Below are 17541 nucleotides of genomic sequence, written 5' to 3' on the forward strand. Positions count from 1 at the left end.
GGAATACGGGTGGGGAGCTCATCGGCGGCTCCCCTGCCCCCTTTTAGCGCTGTTCCAGAGGTACGAACGCGCGCTGTTCGACGCCGATGTACTCGGCGCTCGGGCGAATGATGCGGTTGTTGGCGCGCTGCTCGAAAACGTGCGCGGCCCAGCCGGTCAGGCGTGAGCAGACGAAGATCGGCGTAAACAGCTTGGTCGGGATGCCCATGAAGTGATACGCCGAGGCATGGTAGAAGTCGGCGTTGGGGAACAGTTTCTTCTGCTCCCACATGACCTTGTCGATGGCCTCGGAGACCGGGAACAGCACCGTATCGCCCACTTCCTCGGCGAGCTTCTTCGACCAGCCCTTGATCACCCCGTTGCGCGGGTCAGACTCCTTGTAGATCGCATGGCCAAAGCCCATGATCTTTTCCTTGCGCTCCAGCATGCCCAGCGTGCCTTTGGTTGCCTCTTCAGCCGAGGCGAAGCGCTGAATCATTTCCATTGCAGCCTCGTTGGCACCACCGTGCAGCGGGCCGCGCAAGGTGCCGATGGCTGCCGTGACGCAGGAATACAGGTCCGACAGGGTCGACGCGCAGACGCGAGCGGTGAAGGTCGAGGCATTGAATTCGTGCTCGGCGTACAGAATCAGCGAGACGTCCATGACCTTGCGGTGCAGTTCGCTGGGCGCCCTGTCCAGCAGCAGGTGCAGAAAATGCCCGCCGATGGAGTCTTCGTCCGAGGTGCAGTCGATACGTTTGCCGTCGTGACTGAAGCGATACCAGTAACACATGATCGCCGGGAACGCTGCGAGCAGACGGTCGGTCGAGTCGCGCTGCTGATCGAAACTGCGCTCCGGCTCCAGGGTGCCGAGCATGGAAGCACCGGTGCGCATCACGTCCATCGGATGCGTGTCGGCGGGTATGCGCTCCAGCACTTCTTTCAGGGCCTGCGGCAGATCGCGCAGGCGCTTGAGCTTGTCCATATAGGCAGACAATTCGGCCTGATTGGGCAGTTCGCCGTACAGCAGCAGGTAGGCAACTTCTTCAAAACGCGCCTCGGCAGCCAGATCGCGCACGTCATAGCCGCGATAGGTCAGCCCGGCACCGGCCATGCCTACGGTGGACAACGCCGTCTGCCCGGCAACCTGACCGCGCAGCCCGGCGCCGCTCAATACTTTTGCTTCAGCCATGGTGTTCTCCAATTTTGTTTTTGTGTGATGGGGCGCGAAGACTGTGGTTCAGACGGTACATCTTCGAAGAATATACCAGCCCTTTCGCGAACAAGTTCGCTCCTACGGCCTGCGGCCAGAAGCCCGGTATTTCACAGGCATCACCCCTTCTTCTGCGCAAACAGCGCATCCAGCTTCTGCTCGAATGTGTGGTAATCGATCGCGTCATACAGCTCCATGCGCGTCTGCATGCTGTCGATCACGTTTTTCTGGCTGCCGTCACGGCGGATTGCGCCGTAGACATTTTCCGCAGCCTTGTTCATCGCACGGAATGCGGAAAGCGGATACAGCACCAGCGACACGTCCGCCTCGCGCAGCTCATCGACCGTAAACAACGGCGTGGCGCCGAACTCGGTGATGTTGGCGAGGATCGGCACGCCTGCGCGGTTGGCGAATTGCTTGTACATCGCCAGTTCGGTGATGGCCTCGGGAAACACCATGTCCGCGCCGGCTTCAATGCAGGCAGCGGCACGCTCCAGCGCCGACTCCAGCCCTTCAACGGCCAGCGCATCGGTACGCGCCATGATCACGAAGCTGTCGTCAGTCCGGGCATCCACGGCAGCCTTGATCCGGTCGACCATTTCCTGCTGAGAAACGATTTCCTTGTTGGGACGGTGCCCGCAACGCTTGGCACCGACCTGATCCTCGATGTGAATCGCCGCCGCCCCGGCCTTGATCATCGAGCGCACGGTCCGCGCCACGTTGAAAGCCGAAGAACCGAAACCGGTGTCGACGTCCACCAGCAACGGCAGATCGCAAACGTCGGTGATGCGCCGCACATCGATCAGCACGTCTTCAAGACCGGTGATCCCCAGGTCCGGAATGCCCAGTGATCCTGCAGCGACTCCGCCACCCGACAGATAAATGGCCTTGAACCCGGCACGCCTGGCGAGCAGTGCGTGGTTGGCATTGATCGCGCCGACCACTTGCAGCGGCTGTTCGCTGGCGACTGCATCGCGGAAACGCTGGCCGGGAGTGCTGTTGTTATGACTCATTGTTTACCTCGGTCGGAAGTCGTCTGGGAAGCGGCCTGATAGTGGCGCTCGATGTTGCGTCTGGACGCGCCGATATGGCGACGCATCAACAATTCGGCCAGCTCACCGTCGCGGTCGGCGATGGCGTCGAGAATGCGGTGATGTTCGGCAAAGGCCTGGCGAGGCCGGTTGGGCGTGGTGGAATACTGAATGCGGTACATGCGCACCAATTGGTAGAGCTCGCCGCAGAGCATCTGGCTGAGGGTGCGATTGCCGCTGCCCTGAATGATGCGGTAGTGAAAGTCGAAATCACCCTCTTGCTGGTAATAGCCGATCCCAGCCTGAAACGCGGCGTCGCGTTCGTGGGTATCCAGAACGCCGCGCAACTCGTCGATTTCGGCCTGGGTCATGCGTTCGGCGGCCAGACGACAGGCCATACCCTCCAGTGACTCGCGAATTTCATAGAGCTCGATCAGTTCGGCATGACTGAGCGACACCACCCGGGCACCCACATGCGGCACACGAACCACCAGGCGCTGCCCTTCGAGCCGGTGAATCGCTTCGCGCAGCGGCCCGCGACTGATGCCATAGGTGCGAGCCAGTTCCGGCTCGGAAATCTTGCTGCCGGGGGCAATCTCGCCTTTCACGATGGCCGATTGAATGCGTCGGAAAACGTTCTCGGAAAGGGTTTCCGAGTCGTCGGCAACCGTCATTGTTTTTTCGACCACCTTCAGCATTGTCGACACCTCATGGCTATACGCGCTCAAATCTAGCCATATTTGTCCAATACGTCAAAGCCAAACCCTACATTGTCGACAATCAGCCAAGGCGTGCAAGTTCTGCTCGACACAGCAACCTGAACGGCGACACAGGTTGATCACTGGCAGCTGCAGGGCTTCATGCTAGAATGCGTCGCGTCCGTACAGCGCGCTCCGCAGCGGAGCCAGCGTCTGCGAACCGCCTGCCCTACCATCATCAGGTCAATTCCATTTGCGCCCTGACCCTGAAGTTGTTCGCTCATCGCGCCAGGATTTATGAGACTGACTACCCTCCCCACACTGCTCGGCCTTCTGTTTTTGCCCGGTCTGACCCTGGCCGCCAACAAGACAGTCTATGGCCTCAATGAATACGCCAGGCTGAGCGAAATCGATATTGAGATCGCCGCCAAGCTCGACACCGGCGCCAAGACCGCCTCGCTGAGCGCCCGCGACATCAAACATTTCAAGCGCGATGGCGAAAGCTGGGTGCGCTTCTATCTGGCCAGCGACAGCAAGCATGTACACCCCATCGAGCGCCCCCTGGCGCGGGTCAGCAAGATCAAGCGGCGTGCCGACGATCTCGACCCGGATGACGACAATCGGTATTCGTCACGTCCGGTAATCAGCCTCGATATCTGTATGGGTGAATCTTTACGCACCATAGAAGTGAACTTGACTGACCGAAGTGCTTTCCAATACCCGCTTTTGATCGGCTCCGAAGCCTTGAAACGCTTTGATGCGCTGGTCGATCCAAGTCTTAAATATGCGGCAGGGAAGCCCGGCTGCGCTTCCGTCGCTCAAAACGCAGAGTAAATCCATGCGCTCTCTTACACTCCATCTGAAGATCCTGATCACTGCCCTGGTGACCCTCGGCATCGCGATCACGGCCTATCAGATTCTGGCGCTGGGCATACCCGTCAGCGAAGACGAAACCGATGACCTGTGGAATATCGACGCCAAAGTCGAGTTCGTCGCCAATCCCAAGGATTCGGTGAAGGTGCAAATGTTCGTGCCGCCGCTGGCCCACGACTACATCAGCCTCAATGAAAGCTTCATCTCGAACAATTACGGCGTCAGCGTCAACCGCGCTGACGGCAACCGCAAGGTCACCTGGTCGGCCCGTCGCGCTACCGGCAACCAGACCCTCTACTACCGACTGGTGCTGACCAAGCGTTACAGCGGTGAAAAACCCAAGGTCAAAGGGCCTATCTTTCGCGACAGCATGACCGTCGAAGGCCCGGAAAAGATCGCTGCCGAAGCGCTGCTGGCGCCCATTCGCCAGCATTCGGCGGACGTTGAGACCTTCATCACTGAGGCCATCAAACGCGTCAACAACCTGAATGACGATAACGTCAAACTGCTGCTGGCCGGTGATAACTCGGCGTCCAACAAGGCCCGAGTCACCGAGCTGCTGCTGTCGATCGCCCACGTACCGCTGGAAAAAGCCCACACCATTCGCCTGGATGCCGAGCAGCAGACACCGGAACTCTGGCTGCGCAGCTTCAACGGCAAGGAATGGCTGTACTTCAATCCCGACACCGGCGAAGCCGGCCTGCCGGACGATCGGCTGCTCTGGTGGACCGGCGAGGAAGGCCTGGTCAGCGTCGAAGGCGGCAAGAAGGTGCAAGTCACGTTCAGCCTCAACAACAGTGAGATGAACGCGATGCGTCTCGCCAAACTGACCGACGCCAGCACCGACTCGGACTTCCTGGCCTATTCGCTGTACGGCTTGCCGCTGCAGACCCAGCAGACTTTCATGATCATGGTCATGATCCCGATTGGCGTACTGGTCATCCTGATCCTGCGCAACCTGATCGGCCTGCAGACACTGGGTACCTTCACCCCCGTGCTGATTGCACTGGCGTTCCGGGAAACGCAACTGGGCTTCGGCATCGCACTGTTTACCGTGATCACCGCGCTGGGCCTGTCACTGCGCTCGTATCTGGAGCACCTGAAACTGCAAATGCTGCCGCGCCTGTCGGTGGTACTGACCTTCGTCGTGGTGCTGATCGCCGCCATCAGCCTGTTCAGCCACAAGCTCGGGCTGGAACGCGGCCTGTCGGTTGCGCTGTTCCCGATGGTGATTCTGACCATGACTATCGAACGCCTGTCGATCACCTGGGAAGAGCGTGGCGGCAGCCATGCCATGAAGGTCGCCATCGGTACGCTGTTCGCCGCGTCGCTGGCGCACCTGATCATGAGCGTGCCGGAACTGACCTATTTCGTCTTCACCTTCCCGGCTGTGCTGCTGGTGCTGGTCGGCTTCATGCTGGCGATGGGCAGATACCGTGGCTACCGGCTGACCGAACTGGTGCGCTTCAAGGCATTCCTGAAAGAGGAAAAGGCCAAGTGATCGGCTGGTGGAAAACCTGGAAGGCGCTCGAAGCCCGCGGCATCATGGGCATCAATCGACGTAACGCCGACTACGTGCTCAAGTACAACAAGCGCAGCCTCTATCCGATCGTCGATGACAAGATCATCACCAAGGAGCGCGCCATCGCCGCAGGCATTCATGTGCCGGAGATGTACGGCGTGATTTCCACGGAAAAGGAAATCGACAGGCTCGACGAGATCATCGGTGGGCACAGCGACTTCGTGATCAAACCCGCACAGGGCGCAGGCGGCGATGGCATTCTGGTGATCGCCGACCGTTTCGAGGAGCGCTTTCGTACCGTCTCGGGACGCATCATCAGCCACTCGGAAATCGAACATCAGGTATCCAGCATCCTTACCGGCCTTTATTCATTGGGCGGCCACCGCGACCGCGCACTGATCGAATACAGGGTCGTGCCGGACCCGATCTTCAAAAGCATCAGCTATGAAGGCGTACCGGACATCCGCATCATCGTGCTGATGGGGTATCCGGTGATGGCCATGCTGCGCCTGCCTACCCGCCAATCAGGCGGCAAGGCCAACCTTCACCAGGGCGCCATTGGCGTGGGTGTGGACCTGGCCACCGGCGTCACCCTGCAAGGCACCTGGCTGAACAACATCATCAGCAAGCACCCGGACACCACCCACTCGGTGGATGGCGTGCAACTGCCCAACTGGGACGGCTTCATGAAGCTTGCCGCCGAGTGCTACGAGTTGTGCGGTCTGGGCTACATCGGCGTTGACATGGTGCTGGACCAGGACAAAGGCCCGCTGATTCTGGAGCTCAACGCCCGTCCCGGCCTGAACATCCAGATCGCCAACGACAGCGGCCTGACCCATCGCACTCAGGCCGTCGAGGCGCGTCTGGAGCAACTGGCTCTCGAAGGACGCCAGGAATCAGCGCAGGAGCGGGTCAGCTTTGTTCAGGACCTGTTCGGTCATGTGCCCGGCGTCTGAACCGACATACCGCTAGGACTGCCGCACTGGCAAGGCTACAATCGCCAGCCGCGTTTCCAAGACCGATATTCGACGATGCCGATCTGTTCGATACACCCCCTGCCCTACAGCGCCGACCCGATCGCGTTCTTTGCGCGAATCCACGAAGCGCCGGGTGCGGTGCTGCTCGACAGCGGCAGGCCGACAGCCGTGCGGGGCCGACATGACCTGCTCAGTGCATGGCCGCTGCAGGAACTGAGCGTTGCCGATGATGAGGACGGCGCCGCCTACCTCCAGCGCTTGCGCGACAGCCTCAAGGCGCTCGGCGCAACGCAGCTGCCTGACGGATGCGAGCTGCCCTTCGCTGGCGGCCTGATCGGTTATCTGAGTTATGAGTTTGGTAGACGCCTGGAGCCATTGCCGGATCAGGCCATTGACGACCTGCAATTGCCCGAGGCCCGTCTGGGGCTCTACGCCTGGGCGCTGATCAGTGATCATCAGGAGCAGACCAGCCAGCTGATTTTTCACCCGTCCCTGGCCGCCAGCGAGCGCAAACGGCTGATTGAGCTGTTCTCTGTCGATATTCCTGAGCCGCACACGGAATTCCGCCTAAGCCAACCGTTTCAGGCCAGCATCAGCGCGGACAACTATCGCCATGCTTTCGAACGCATTCAGGCCTACATTCGGGCCGGTGACTGCTACCAGGTCAACTTTGCACAACGCTTTCAGGCGCAGTGCGTCGGTGACCCATGGGCCGCCTATTGTGCGCTGCGAGCAGCTTGCCCGACGCCGTTCGCCGGCTACCTGAGCCTGCCGGGGGCCGATGCAATTCTGAGTCTTTCTCCCGAGCGCTTCGTGCGGGTCAGCGCTCGGCAGGTCGAAACCCGCCCGATCAAAGGCACGCGGCCACGCAGCGCCGACCCGGCGCAGGATGCTGCCTTCGCCGCCGAACTGCTGGCCAGCGAGAAGGACCGCGCAGAGAACCTGATGATCGTCGATTTGCTGCGTAACGACCTGGGCCGCAGCTGCCGCATCGGCTCGGTGAAAGTCCCCGAGCTGTTCAGCCTGGAAAGCTACCCCAATGTGCACCATCTGGTGAGCAGCGTGACCGGAGAGCTGGCCGCTGGCAACGATGCACTGGACCTGATCGGCGGCAGCTTCCCCGGCGGCTCCATCACCGGCGCACCGAAGATCCGCGCCATGCAGATCATCGACGAGCTGGAGCCGACCCGCCGCAGCCTGTATTGCGGTTCGTTGATGTACCTGGACGTGCGTGGCGAAATGGACAGCTCGATCGCCATCCGCAGCCTGTTGGTCAAGGACGGACAGATTTCCTGCTGGGGCGGTGGCGGCATCGTCGCCGACTCGGACTGCGAGGCGGAATATCAGGAAACCTTCACCAAAGTCCGTGTACTGCTGGAGACGCTTGAAGCACTCTGAACCGCTCTGCGTCAACTGTCTCCAGTCGCGCGCAACCGGGGCTTCGCCCTCAAAGCATCAAATCCCGATTCGAGGCCTTGATGAATTCCTTTTTCAGGTCATCGAAAGTGTGCACCGCTGGAAACCGCGGGAATTCGCGAATCACGTTGTCGGGAGCGTGGAACAGGATACCGGCGTCGGCCTCGCCCAGCATGGTCGTGTCATTATACGAATCGCCGGCAGCAATGATCCGGTAATACAGGCTCTTGAAGGCCAGCACCGACTGACGCTTGGGGTCTTTCTGGCGCAACTGGTAACTGACCACCCGGTCGGTCTCGTCAGTGATCAGGCGATGACACAGCAGGGTCGGAAAACCCAGTTGCCGCATCAGCGGCTGAGAGAATTCGTAGAACGTGTCCGAGAGAATCACCACCTGAAACCGCTCGCGCAGCCAGTTGACGAACTCCACGGCGCCCTCCAGTGGCTCGAGGGTGCCGATCACTTCCTGAATATCCGCCAGTTTCAGACCATGTTCATCGAGGATGCGCAGGCGCTGCTTCATCAGCACGTCGTAATCGGGAATGTCCCGCGTGGTGGCACGCAGCGATTCGATGCCGGTTTTCTCGGCAAAGGCGATCCAGATTTCCGGGACCAGCACACCTTCGAGGTCCAGACAGGCAATTTCCACAGCACACTCCTCAGACCATTCACTCTTGGCGGAAGTGGCACTCTAGCCGCTGGCAGCGGCCACTGAACAGCGGATTTTGTTACCATTGCCGCCATCACGAGCGCTTAAGCGCCACTCTTGCATTTTAGGAAGCCGCCTGATGAGCCAACCTTTCGACGTCGCTGAACTGGCGACGACCTATGCGAACAAATCTGCACAAGACATTCTGAAACTGGCGTTCGAGCACTTCGGCGACGAACTGTGGATCTCTTTCAGCGGTGCCGAGGACGTGGTTCTGGTCGACATGGCCTGGAAGCTGAACAAGAACGTCAAGGTCTTCAGCCTAGATACAGGGCGCCTGCATGCGGAAACCTACCGCTTCATCGAACAGGTCCGCGAGCACTACAAGATCGAGATCGAGATCGTTTCGCCCGATCACAGCAAGCTTGAACCTTTCGTCAAGGAAAAGGGCCTGTTCAGCTTTTACCGGGACGGCCATGGCGAATGCTGCGGCATCCGCAAGATCGAGCCGCTGCGGCGCAAACTGTCTGGCGTCGCCGCCTGGGCAACCGGCCAGCGCCGTGATCAGAGCCCCGGCACGCGCAGCGCCGTTGCCGCGTTGGAAATCGACAGCGCTTTTTCGACAGCCGAGCGCACGCTGTACAAATTCAACCCGTTGGCGCAGATGAGCAGTGAGGAAATCTGGGGCTACATCCGCATGCTGGAGCTGCCCTACAACAGCCTGCACGAGCGCGGCTTCATCAGCATCGGCTGTGAACCCTGCACCCGTCCGGTATTGCCGAACCAGCACGAACGCGAGGGCCGCTGGTGGTGGGAAGAAGCCACGCAGAAGGAATGCGGACTGCATGCGGGCAATCTGATAGTGCGCGACTAATGTCGCGAGCGGCAAGCTACAAGCTACAAGCTACAAGCTACAAGCTACAAGCTACAAGCTACAAGCTACAAGCTACAGCCTGCGCGCTTTTACTTGCAGCTTGCAGCTTGTAGCTCAAAACTGCTTCTAATGCACCGGCAGCTCGACATTGGCAAACAGCTCTTCCATTTCCTGCTTGTTATGGCACTGAATCGCCTTGGCCATGACTTCACGGGTCAGGTGCGGCGCAAATTTCTCGATGAAATCGCACATGAAGCCACGCAGGAAGGTGCCGCGACGGAAAGCGATTTTCGTCACGCTGGACTCGAACAGATCACTGGCATCGAGCACCACCAGGTCGCTGTCCACTGCCTCGTCTATCGCCATTCTTGCCACGATACCCACACCCAGGTTTAGCCTGACGTAGGTCTTGATCACGTCGGCATCCGCCGCCGTGAACACGACCTTGGGCACCAGCCCGCGATGGCTGAACGCTTCGTCCAGCTTGGAACGACCGGTGAAACCGAAGACGTAAGTCACGATCGGGTATTCAGCCAGCAGTTCCAGCGTCAGCTTCGGCGCCTTGGTCAACGGGTGACCCTGCGGCACGACAATGCAACGGTTCCAGCGATAGCACGGCATCATCACCAGATCGCTGAACTGCTCGAGCGCCTCGGTGGCGATGGCGAAGTCAACCGTCCCGTCAGCGGCCATTTCGGCGATCTGCATCGGTGAGCCCTGGTGCATGTGCAGCGCGACATCAGGGTATTGCTTGATGAAGTTGCTGATCACCGGCGGCAAGGCGTAGCGCGCCTGAGTGTGAGTGGTGGCAATCGACAGCGTGCCCTTCTTCTCGTTGGAGAATTCCTGGGCAATCTGCTTGATGCTCTCGACCTTGCGCAGGATCTCGCCCGCTGTCGTGATGATGCGCTCGCCTGCCGGTGTCACACGCGTCAGGTGCTTGCCGCTGCGGGCGAAAACCTCGACGCCCAGTTCATCTTCAAGCAGACGGATCTGCTTGCTGATGCCGGGCTGGGAGGTGTAAAGGCTCTGGGCCGTCGCGGAAACGTTGAGGTCGTGGTGCGCCACTTCCCAAATGTAGCGCAGTTGTTGGAGCTTCATATGTATCCCTCAAAGCAGATAAACCCTATGGGTATCGGCGACGGTATATAACTGGATTAATGGTGAGACGAATAATTCTAGAACTTTTTATCACCTTTGTAAGGTGATCGCACGCTCGATTTCATTAAAACCACCAATTGGACCTTTCCTCTACCCCCGCCCCTTTTTCAACATCATCGGAACCATGTAGACCGGCACATCGGAAAACTGCAGGACCCTGGCAGCCGTGCGGCCTACCGAGGTGCCCTCTTCCATCCTGCGGCTGTGACTGCCGACCACCAGCAAATCCACATTCAGCCTGTGCGCCTGTTCGAGAATCACGCTGGCAGGCTCGCCCTGAACGACACGCACCGTACGAATCAGGGACAGGTCCGAGTGCCCTTCGCCCAATTCTTCACGAAACCCGTCGAGCATTCGTTGCTCTATTCCACTCAGAAACGCATTCACACCTTTGCCGCGAAGCTCTTTCAGCGCGTCCTCGCCCAGGTAACTCTGCAGCACCGACTCGGCGAACAGGCCCAGAGGCTCGACGACATGGATGACGTACAGCTCGGCGTTGAACGTTCGAGCCAGCGCCAGCGCGTGCTGCGTTACATAAGGCGCGTACAGACCGAGGTCTGCGGCATACAGCATCGAACGGACCATACAACCTCCCGTACAACCGGAATGGCGGAGATTGACTCAGCGTAGCAGCGCATCATCGGCTGTGACGGCGGACTTCTCAGCCCCCGTCGGCAAGTGGCACTATTTCGTTGCTGATGCCGTGCGGAACGTGACCCGTCGCCACCACATCACGCGCCTTCTCGCAGTGGCCGGGCTGATCGTCGAAAAACACATCGGCGGCGAACGCTTCAAGGAAGGCCGACTTTTGCAAACCACCGAGAAACAGCGACTCGTCCAGACGAATATCCCATTCGCGCAAGGTACGAATCACGCGCTCATGAGCAGGTGCCGAGCGAGCCGTGACCAGCGCGGTGCGAATCGGGCAGCTCGCGTCGGGAAACTCGCGCTGCAGCTGATTGAGTGCGGCGAGAAACGGCTTGAAAGGTCCGCCGCGCAACGGTTCGCGAGCCCACTCACGCTCGCTGGCCTGAAAGGCTGCCAGCCCGCCGCTCTGGTAAACCCGCTCTGATTCGTCGGAAAACAATACGGCGTCGCCATCGAAGGCAATCCGCAACTCGGCGCTGGCTGCACGCCGTGCACCACCCGAAAGGATGGTCGCGGCCGCGAACCCGGCATCCAGGGCGCTGCGTACATCCTCGGCATGCGTGGAGAGAAACAGGTGGCAGCCAAACGCTGCGAGATACGGGTAAGGACTGCGTCCGCCGGCAAAGGCGGCGCGGCTGATGTCGAGGCCATAATGCTGAATCGAGTTGAAGACCCGCAGCCCGGTATCGGCACTGTTGCGCGACACCAGCACCACTTCGACGCGCGCCTTTTGCAGACTGGCATTGAGGCTCAGCAGTTTTTCGACCAGCGGGAAGGCATCGCCCTGCGCGAGGATTTCGTCCTCATGTTCGATCTGATACTTGCGGTAGGCCTCGACCCCATCGGCCATGTACACCTCATGACTGTCGCGCAGATCGAACAGCGCACGCGATGAAATCGCCAGTACCAGCTTGTGGTCTTCAGCTTCTGTCATGAATCACTCCTTGCTTGCCGGGTGGTTGCCCCGATCGATGAACGCCAGTGCCTGATAAAGCGCCCGCACGCGAGGCATGTCAAACCCGGCGGCAAGCGCTGCTGCGAGGGGCCGGGCATAAATGGCGTCCAGCTCCAGCGGACGTCTTTCGGCCAGGTCGTGGTACATGCTGGGCCTGTAATCCGGCATGCTTTCGGTCACTGTAAACAGATGCTGCGCGAAACCCGGCGGCAAGGCATGCCCACAGGCCTCGGCGCCCTGCACGACCTCGTCCATCAGCGACCGGATCAAGGCCTGGCTGTCAGGGTCGGCCATCAATCGGCCGGTACTGGTCTGCAACAAGGCCGACAGCCCGTTGTAGGGCACATTCCAGACCAGCTTCTGCCAGCGGGCCTGTTGCAGATTGGCCATGACCGGTGCGTCGATGCCGGCTGTTCTGAACAGGGCCGCGCAGGCTTCGACAACCGCCATGCGGCTCGCCTCATCTTCCGCCGGGCCGCTGTGATAGCCGACACTGACCGCGCCGAAGGCTTCATGGGCGACGACGCCGGGCGCAACCCGGTTGACGCAGACGAAGCACAGCCCGCCGAGTATGTGCAGGCTGTCGGGCAGGACATTACGCAGCTGGTCTTCGACAGCCAGACCGTTCTGCAACAGCAGCACGCTGGCGTTTGGCGCAGCCGCCTGGCGAATGATCGGACCGAGCGCGGCATTGCCGGTGCTCTTGGTGCCGACCAGCAGCCAGTCACAAGACGGCATTTCAGCCGCCGAGCGATACGCCTGAACCGGCTTGAGGGACAGCTCGCCATGCACGGCGCTTTTGACCTGCAAACCTTCGCGCGCCACCGTGTCAAACTCGCTGCGCAGCAGAAAATGCACATCGTATCCGGCACGCGCCAGCATCAATCCGTAAAAGCCCCCGATGGCACCCGTACCTATGATGCCGACGCGCGGACGACGGGAATCAACACCCATGACCTCTCCCTTGACTGTCTCGCTATTTGCGGCCGTACACTATCCGTCGCAGCGGATTGTCTTGCAATAAGGCAGCGCATCTCGGCCAAAGACCTGGCCGATACCTCGTTTACTTATTGTCGAACAACGCGATAACGCGCTAAGGTTCGGCTCCCCGCTGCGCTCAAACCTGCTGGGCACCGCCGCACGGGGGACCGTTGGCGGCCAGTACCCGCGACCTGATGAGTAACACGATGGCTGATTTACCGATTGACGACCTCAACGTTGCCTCCAACGAGACTCTGATCACTCCGGATCAGCTCAAGCGCGACATCCCCCTGACCGATGCTGCCCTGCAGACCGTCAGCCAGGGCCGCGAAGTGATTCGCAACATTCTCGATGGCCATGATCACCGCCTGTTCATCGTGATCGGCCCGTGCTCGATCCACGACCTGAAGGCTGCCAAGGAGTACGCCGAGCGTCTCAAGGCGCTGGCGGCGGAAGTGTCTGACACGCTGTATCTGGTGATGCGCGTCTACTTCGAGAAGCCACGCACCACGGTAGGCTGGAAAGGCCTGATCAACGACCCGTACCTGGATGACTCGTTCAAGATCCAGGATGGCCTGCACATCGGTCGCCAGCTGCTGCTGGATCTGGCCGAGATGGGGCTGCCCACCGCGACCGAAGCCCTGGACCCGATCTCTCCGCAGTATCTGCAGGATCTGATCAGTTGGTCGGCCATCGGCGCGCGCACCACAGAATCCCAGACTCATCGCGAGATGGCTTCGGGCCTGTCCTCGGCAGTCGGTTTCAAGAACGGCACCGACGGCGGCCTGACGGTTGCCATCAACGCCTTGCAATCGGTGTCGAGCCCGCATCGTTTCCTGGGTATCAACCAGGAAGGCGGCGTGTCGATCGTGACCACCAAAGGCAATGCCTACGGTCATGTGGTACTGCGCGGCGGCAACGGCAAGCCCAACTATGACTCGGTCAGCGTTGCGCTCTGCGAGCAGGCGCTGAACAAGTCCGGCATTCGCCCGAACATCATGGTCGACTGCAGCCATGCCAACTCCAACAAGGACCCGGCCCTGCAACCGCTGGTGATGGAAAACGTCGCCAACCAGATCCTCGAAGGCAACGAATCGATCATCGGTTTGATGGTCGAGAGCCATTTGAACTGGGGCTGCCAGGCGATTCCCAAGGACCTGTCGGAATTGCAGTACGGCGTGTCCATCACCGATGCCTGCATCGATTGGGAAAGCACTGAAAAGACCTTGCGCAGCATGCACGCGAAACTCAAGGACGTGCTGCCAGCTCGCAAGCGCAAGTAATTGCCTGACCGACTGCACTGCAATAACGAAAACGCCGAGCAAATGCTCGGCGTTTTTTTATGCTTGCTGTCGGTAGCTACAGGTCTTCAGAGCTTGGCCGCCTGCGACTGCAGATCATGCAGCTCCATATAGCGCTCGACATAAGAGCAGGACGGTATGACGGAATAGCCCATGCTGTCGGCATAATCGAGCGCCTCCTTGGTCAGCGCGGCGGCAATTCCGCGACCCCGCAAGGCGTCCGGTACGAAGGTCCGATAGAAGTCCAGGGTCTGCTTGCCGAGATCCATATACGTCAAATAGGCACGGTGGCCGTCGATAATGATTTCGAAATGGTGGCCGACTTCGTCATGGTGGATGGACAACGCCTCGCTCATCGCTACTCCTCGCGGGTCTTGGAATTTGACCCCTACCTTACCGGTCTTTTTCAGGCGAAGGAACATCTACGCCACCCAGTGTCTGTTTTCGACACCGGTAGAGCACTGCCGATCTCGACGGACATCACATTGAGATAGTAGGCGCCATTAGCGACTATGCTCAAGCGCGGTCGATGTAAAAACACCTGGAAATGCTCACGTGCCGACCGACAGTCAATCAGGCATGGTCTTACGCGTACTGTTCGGAACGCCTTAGCAAGGCAAAGGTCCAGTTAAAGTGGATAGTTTTTGTACAGAACGCTTGAGAAGTAACGCGGAACGCTTTCAAAGCGAGGAATTTTAGCAGCTTCTTGCGGCGGGTCCGTTTACTTACTACAAACAATGGGTACTATGTACGCCGGTCGTTTTCTCATTTTCGAGAGATGACTAATTTGAAAAAAAATTCCTTGAAGGTGAACACGATGAACAACGTTCTGAAATTCTCTGCTCTGGCTCTGGCCGCAGTTCTGGCTACCGGTTGCAGCAGCGTATCCAAAGAAACCGAAGCTCGTCTGACAGCTACCGAAGACGCAGCAGCTCGTTCGCAAGCACGTGCCGACGAAGCCTACCGCAAGGCTGACGAAGCTATGGCTGCTGCTCAAAAAGCTCAGCAAACTGCTGACGAAGCCAACGAGCGCGCTCTGCGCATGTTGGACAAAGCCAGCCGCAAGTAATAATCCCCCGGGATTATTGAAAGCCGACCCGGCAACGGGTCGGCTTTTTTTTGCCTCTTTTCTGGCTCGGTGATTGCGTGCGCAAGCCTGAATGACTGTTCTGCTGTATCAGGAAGATAACTAATTTTTGCCAAAGCTCCGCATTGGCACGAGAGCAATTGCTGGCGACGATTTACTGAAAAATCACCGGTTCTTCAGCACTCGCAGGCGCTTTGCCCGGTTCTGCGATCTCCACCGGCATGCCGTCTTCGGCCGCAACCACATCACGTACCACGTCCCAGTTCATGCGCAGGTTGTTGGCCAAGTCGTCACGCTTGAGCAGCGCATTGATCACCGCAGTGTGCTTGTCGACCACCGACGGGTTGCCCAGGTCATCAACCGGCGTGTGCGCTTCGAGATAGACCTTGCCACCGCTGATGCCGAACTTGTAAGGCTCGCTGATGATGCGCACGGTCGTACCGACCGGGGCCATGTCGGCCAGTTCCAGCACGTTATTGTTGTACATGCGGAAACAGCCGTGACTGGTGCGCATGCCGATACCGAACTTCTTGTTCGAGCCGTGGATCAGGTAGCCGGAAAGCCCCAGGCCGAATTTGAACGGCCCCAGCGGGTTGTCCGGACCGGCCGGCACCACGTCTGGCAGCGGATCGCCATCAGCCGCATGCTCGGCCTTGATCGAGGCCGGCGGCGTCCAGGTCGGGTTCGGCGTCTTGGCCGTCACCTTGGTCACGCCAATCGGCGACCCCCAGCCTTCACGACCGACACCCAGCGGATAGGTGTGCACGACATTCTGCCCCTTGGGGTAGTAATACATGCGGTATTCGGCAAGGTTGATGACAATCCCTTCGCGCGGACCCGGCGGCAGAATGAAACGGGTCGGCAGCACGATGTCCTTGCCTGCACCCGGCAACCAAGGATCGACGCCAGGGTTGGCAGCGATCATTTCCAGGTAGCCCAGATCATATTGGGTGCCCAGATCGGCGAAGGTGTCTTCGTATTTGGCCTTGATGACCTGCACCTGCCCCACGATGTCTTCGCCGGGCGGCGGCAACGGAAACTCCAGTGCATGGACAGAGCTCGCCGCGCACAGAGCAGCAAGCGACAGACAGCGGGTAACGGCTGGAATGCGCGACAACATCCGGGAAGATCCTTCGGGTAACGACTAAAGAGATGGAAGCAAGAACTGAAGTGTACACCGGCCCTTGCCAGATCGGGGATATCTGCGGCTGGCCTTCCGGCAGTGATGACAGCTAGAGTTCAGGCCAGATCGGATTCATACCCCTGCGCTGCGCATCCATGATGGCCTTGCACAAGGGACACAGACGCTCATCGCGCATGGCCTGCAGTTCGACGGCGCGCATTTGCGGCTGGGCCGGCAACAACGTGCCACACAATGTACGGTCGATCGAGCCGCCCAGCTCCAATTGGCGAGCGATCAGATGGACGCGCACTTCCTGACAGGCGAACAGATCCAGCTGCTCATCGGGTTCAAGCATTTGATAGGCATACAGGGACCAGGCGGGACGCGGCATGGGGGGCTCCAGATCGGGGGCGCCACATTAGCCGAAAGCCCCCGCCCGGGAAAGCCTCAAAGCAGCGGTTTCAGGCTCGGCCAGACATTTTCCAGCAACTTGCCCTGAGCGGCCGCCGCAGGATGCAGACCATCGGCTTGCATCAGTTCGGGCACCCCGCCTACACCTTCGAGAAAGAATGGCACGAAGGGGACCTTTTTCTCCTTGGCCAGGTTGCTGTAAACCTCTTCAAAGGCCTTGGTGTAGCGTGGCCCGTAGTTGGGCGGGATGCGCATGCCCAACAACAGCACTTTGGCACCCGCCGCCTGCGAGCGGTCAATCATCGATGAAAGGTTTTGTTGCAATTGAGCAGGCTGCTGGCCGCGCAGGCCGTCGTTGCCACCCAACTCCAGAATAACCAGTTCCGGCTTATGCTCTGCAAGCAGCGCAGGCAAACGCGCCTGGCCGCCTGCACTGGTGTCGCCACTGATCGACGCATTGACCACCTTGTCGTCGAATCCCTCCTTGCTCAGACGCTGTTCCAGCAGGCTGACCCACCCCACGCGGGTATCCAGCCCGAAAGCCGCACTGATACTATCCCCAACGATCAACACCGTGCCCGCCAACGCGCCCTGTGACAGCAGCAGTAACCCCAGGCCAGCACTTAAAAACAACGCACGCAT

The 17541-nt window shown here is 59.6% G+C and carries 19 protein-coding genes; 7 read left to right on the top strand and 12 right to left on the bottom strand.

Translation table 11 applies throughout. The annotated features are described in order from the left end of the window. Positions 1-43: 43 nt before the first annotated feature. The 3 genes from prpC to JOE34_RS21260 form a co-directional block, all read right to left on the bottom strand. The gene (prpC, locus tag JOE34_RS21250) at positions 44-1171 is read right to left on the bottom strand and encodes a 2-methylcitrate synthase (protein WP_024665452.1); all 1128 of its coding nucleotides are present in this window, start codon (positions 1169-1171) and stop codon (positions 44-46) included. 140 nt (positions 1172-1311) lie between these two features. Then, complete coding sequence (gene prpB / locus JOE34_RS21255; RefSeq protein WP_003416137.1) at positions 1312-2205, bottom strand: methylisocitrate lyase; 894 nt, start codon at positions 2203-2205, stop codon at positions 1312-1314. Further along, entirely contained in the window at positions 2202-2921 is a 720-nt protein-coding gene (locus tag JOE34_RS21260; protein WP_003392922.1) for a GntR family transcriptional regulator, read from the bottom strand. The genes prpB and JOE34_RS21260 overlap by 4 nt, the downstream gene beginning before the upstream one ends. A gap of 297 nt (positions 2922-3218) precedes the next feature. Here JOE34_RS21260 and JOE34_RS21265 point away from each other — a divergent pair, with 297 nt between their 5' ends. The 4 genes from JOE34_RS21265 (at position 3219) to pabB (ending at position 7691) form a co-directional block, all read left to right on the top strand. Further along, on the top strand, positions 3219-3755 hold the full coding sequence (locus JOE34_RS21265; protein ID WP_003315699.1) for an ATP-dependent zinc protease: 537 nt from the start codon (positions 3219-3221) through the stop codon (positions 3753-3755). Positions 3756-3759: 4 nt separating this feature from the next. Then, on the top strand, positions 3760-5295 hold the full coding sequence (locus JOE34_RS21270) for an inactive transglutaminase family protein (protein ID WP_003416135.1): 1536 nt from the start codon (positions 3760-3762) through the stop codon (positions 5293-5295). Continuing rightward, positions 5295-6272, top strand: coding sequence for an alpha-L-glutamate ligase-like protein (locus JOE34_RS21275; RefSeq protein WP_161632674.1), 978 nt, complete (start codon positions 5295-5297; stop codon positions 6270-6272). Before JOE34_RS21270 ends, JOE34_RS21275 begins: the two co-directional genes overlap by 1 nt. Positions 6273-6347: 75 nt before the next feature. After that, a complete protein-coding gene (pabB, locus tag JOE34_RS21280; RefSeq protein ID WP_209996623.1) occupies positions 6348-7691 on the top strand; it encodes an aminodeoxychorismate synthase component I in 1344 nt (447 codons plus the stop codon). Positions 7692-7740: 49 nt separating this feature from the next. On the opposite strand, the gene thrH is transcribed toward pabB, so the two are convergent. Beyond that, positions 7741-8358, bottom strand: coding sequence for a bifunctional phosphoserine phosphatase/homoserine phosphotransferase ThrH (gene thrH, locus JOE34_RS21285; RefSeq protein WP_046265718.1), 618 nt, complete (start codon positions 8356-8358; stop codon positions 7741-7743). Positions 8359-8497: 139 nt separating this feature from the next. On the opposite strand from thrH, the gene JOE34_RS21290 reads away from it, so the two are divergent. Further along, positions 8498-9232, top strand: coding sequence for a phosphoadenylyl-sulfate reductase (locus JOE34_RS21290; RefSeq protein ID WP_046265719.1), 735 nt, complete (start codon positions 8498-8500; stop codon positions 9230-9232). A gap of 126 nt (positions 9233-9358) precedes the next feature. On the opposite strand, the gene cysB is transcribed toward JOE34_RS21290, so the two are convergent. From cysB to JOE34_RS21310, 4 genes are all read right to left on the bottom strand, one after another. Continuing rightward, positions 9359-10333 (bottom strand): HTH-type transcriptional regulator CysB, encoded by a 975-nt coding sequence (cysB, locus tag JOE34_RS21295; RefSeq protein ID WP_003315705.1) that lies wholly within the window; start codon positions 10331-10333, stop codon positions 9359-9361. Positions 10334-10483: 150 nt separating this feature from the next. Continuing rightward, positions 10484-10978 carry a universal stress protein gene (locus JOE34_RS21300; protein ID WP_032660653.1) on the bottom strand — a complete coding sequence of 165 codons (495 nt, stop codon included), beginning with the start codon at positions 10976-10978 and terminating at the stop codon, positions 10484-10486. Between the two features lie 76 nt (positions 10979-11054). Continuing rightward, on the bottom strand, positions 11055-11975 hold the full coding sequence (locus JOE34_RS21305; RefSeq protein WP_003347087.1) for a 5'-nucleotidase: 921 nt from the start codon (positions 11973-11975) through the stop codon (positions 11055-11057). 3 nt (positions 11976-11978) lie between these two features. After that, a complete protein-coding gene (locus JOE34_RS21310; RefSeq protein ID WP_046265720.1) occupies positions 11979-12950 on the bottom strand; it encodes a putative 2-dehydropantoate 2-reductase in 972 nt (323 codons plus the stop codon). Positions 12951-13183: 233 nt separating this feature from the next. Between JOE34_RS21310 and JOE34_RS21315 the strand changes: the two genes are divergently transcribed. Continuing rightward, complete coding sequence (locus JOE34_RS21315; RefSeq protein WP_003315709.1) at positions 13184-14260, top strand: 3-deoxy-7-phosphoheptulonate synthase; 1077 nt, start codon at positions 13184-13186, stop codon at positions 14258-14260. 86 nt (positions 14261-14346) lie between these two features. On the opposite strand, the gene JOE34_RS21320 is transcribed toward JOE34_RS21315, so the two are convergent. After that, positions 14347-14634 carry a GNAT family N-acetyltransferase gene (locus JOE34_RS21320; RefSeq protein ID WP_003315710.1) on the bottom strand — a complete coding sequence of 96 codons (288 nt, stop codon included), beginning with the start codon at positions 14632-14634 and terminating at the stop codon, positions 14347-14349. Positions 14635-15095: 461 nt separating this feature from the next. Here JOE34_RS21320 and JOE34_RS21325 point away from each other — a divergent pair, with 461 nt between their 5' ends. After that, a complete protein-coding gene (locus tag JOE34_RS21325) occupies positions 15096-15347 on the top strand; it encodes an Lpp/OprI family alanine-zipper lipoprotein (protein ID WP_003347084.1) in 252 nt (83 codons plus the stop codon). A gap of 172 nt (positions 15348-15519) precedes the next feature. Here the strand turns inward: JOE34_RS21325 and JOE34_RS21330 are convergent, their stop codons facing one another. From JOE34_RS21330 to JOE34_RS21340, 3 genes are all read right to left on the bottom strand, one after another. Beyond that, entirely contained in the window at positions 15520-16485 is a 966-nt protein-coding gene (locus tag JOE34_RS21330) for a L,D-transpeptidase family protein (protein ID WP_044323451.1), read from the bottom strand. 112 nt (positions 16486-16597) lie between these two features. Further along, a complete protein-coding gene (locus JOE34_RS21335) occupies positions 16598-16879 on the bottom strand; it encodes a hypothetical protein (RefSeq protein ID WP_003315714.1) in 282 nt (93 codons plus the stop codon). 56 nt (positions 16880-16935) lie between these two features. Next, positions 16936-17541, bottom strand: a complete 606-nt coding sequence (locus JOE34_RS21340; RefSeq protein ID WP_004418247.1) for an arylesterase — start codon at positions 17539-17541, stop codon at positions 16936-16938.

Origin of the sequence: Pseudomonas sp. PvP028 (genome assembly GCF_017832255.1) — a bacterium.
Classification (GTDB): domain Bacteria; phylum Pseudomonadota; class Gammaproteobacteria; order Pseudomonadales; family Pseudomonadaceae; genus Aquipseudomonas; species Aquipseudomonas syringae.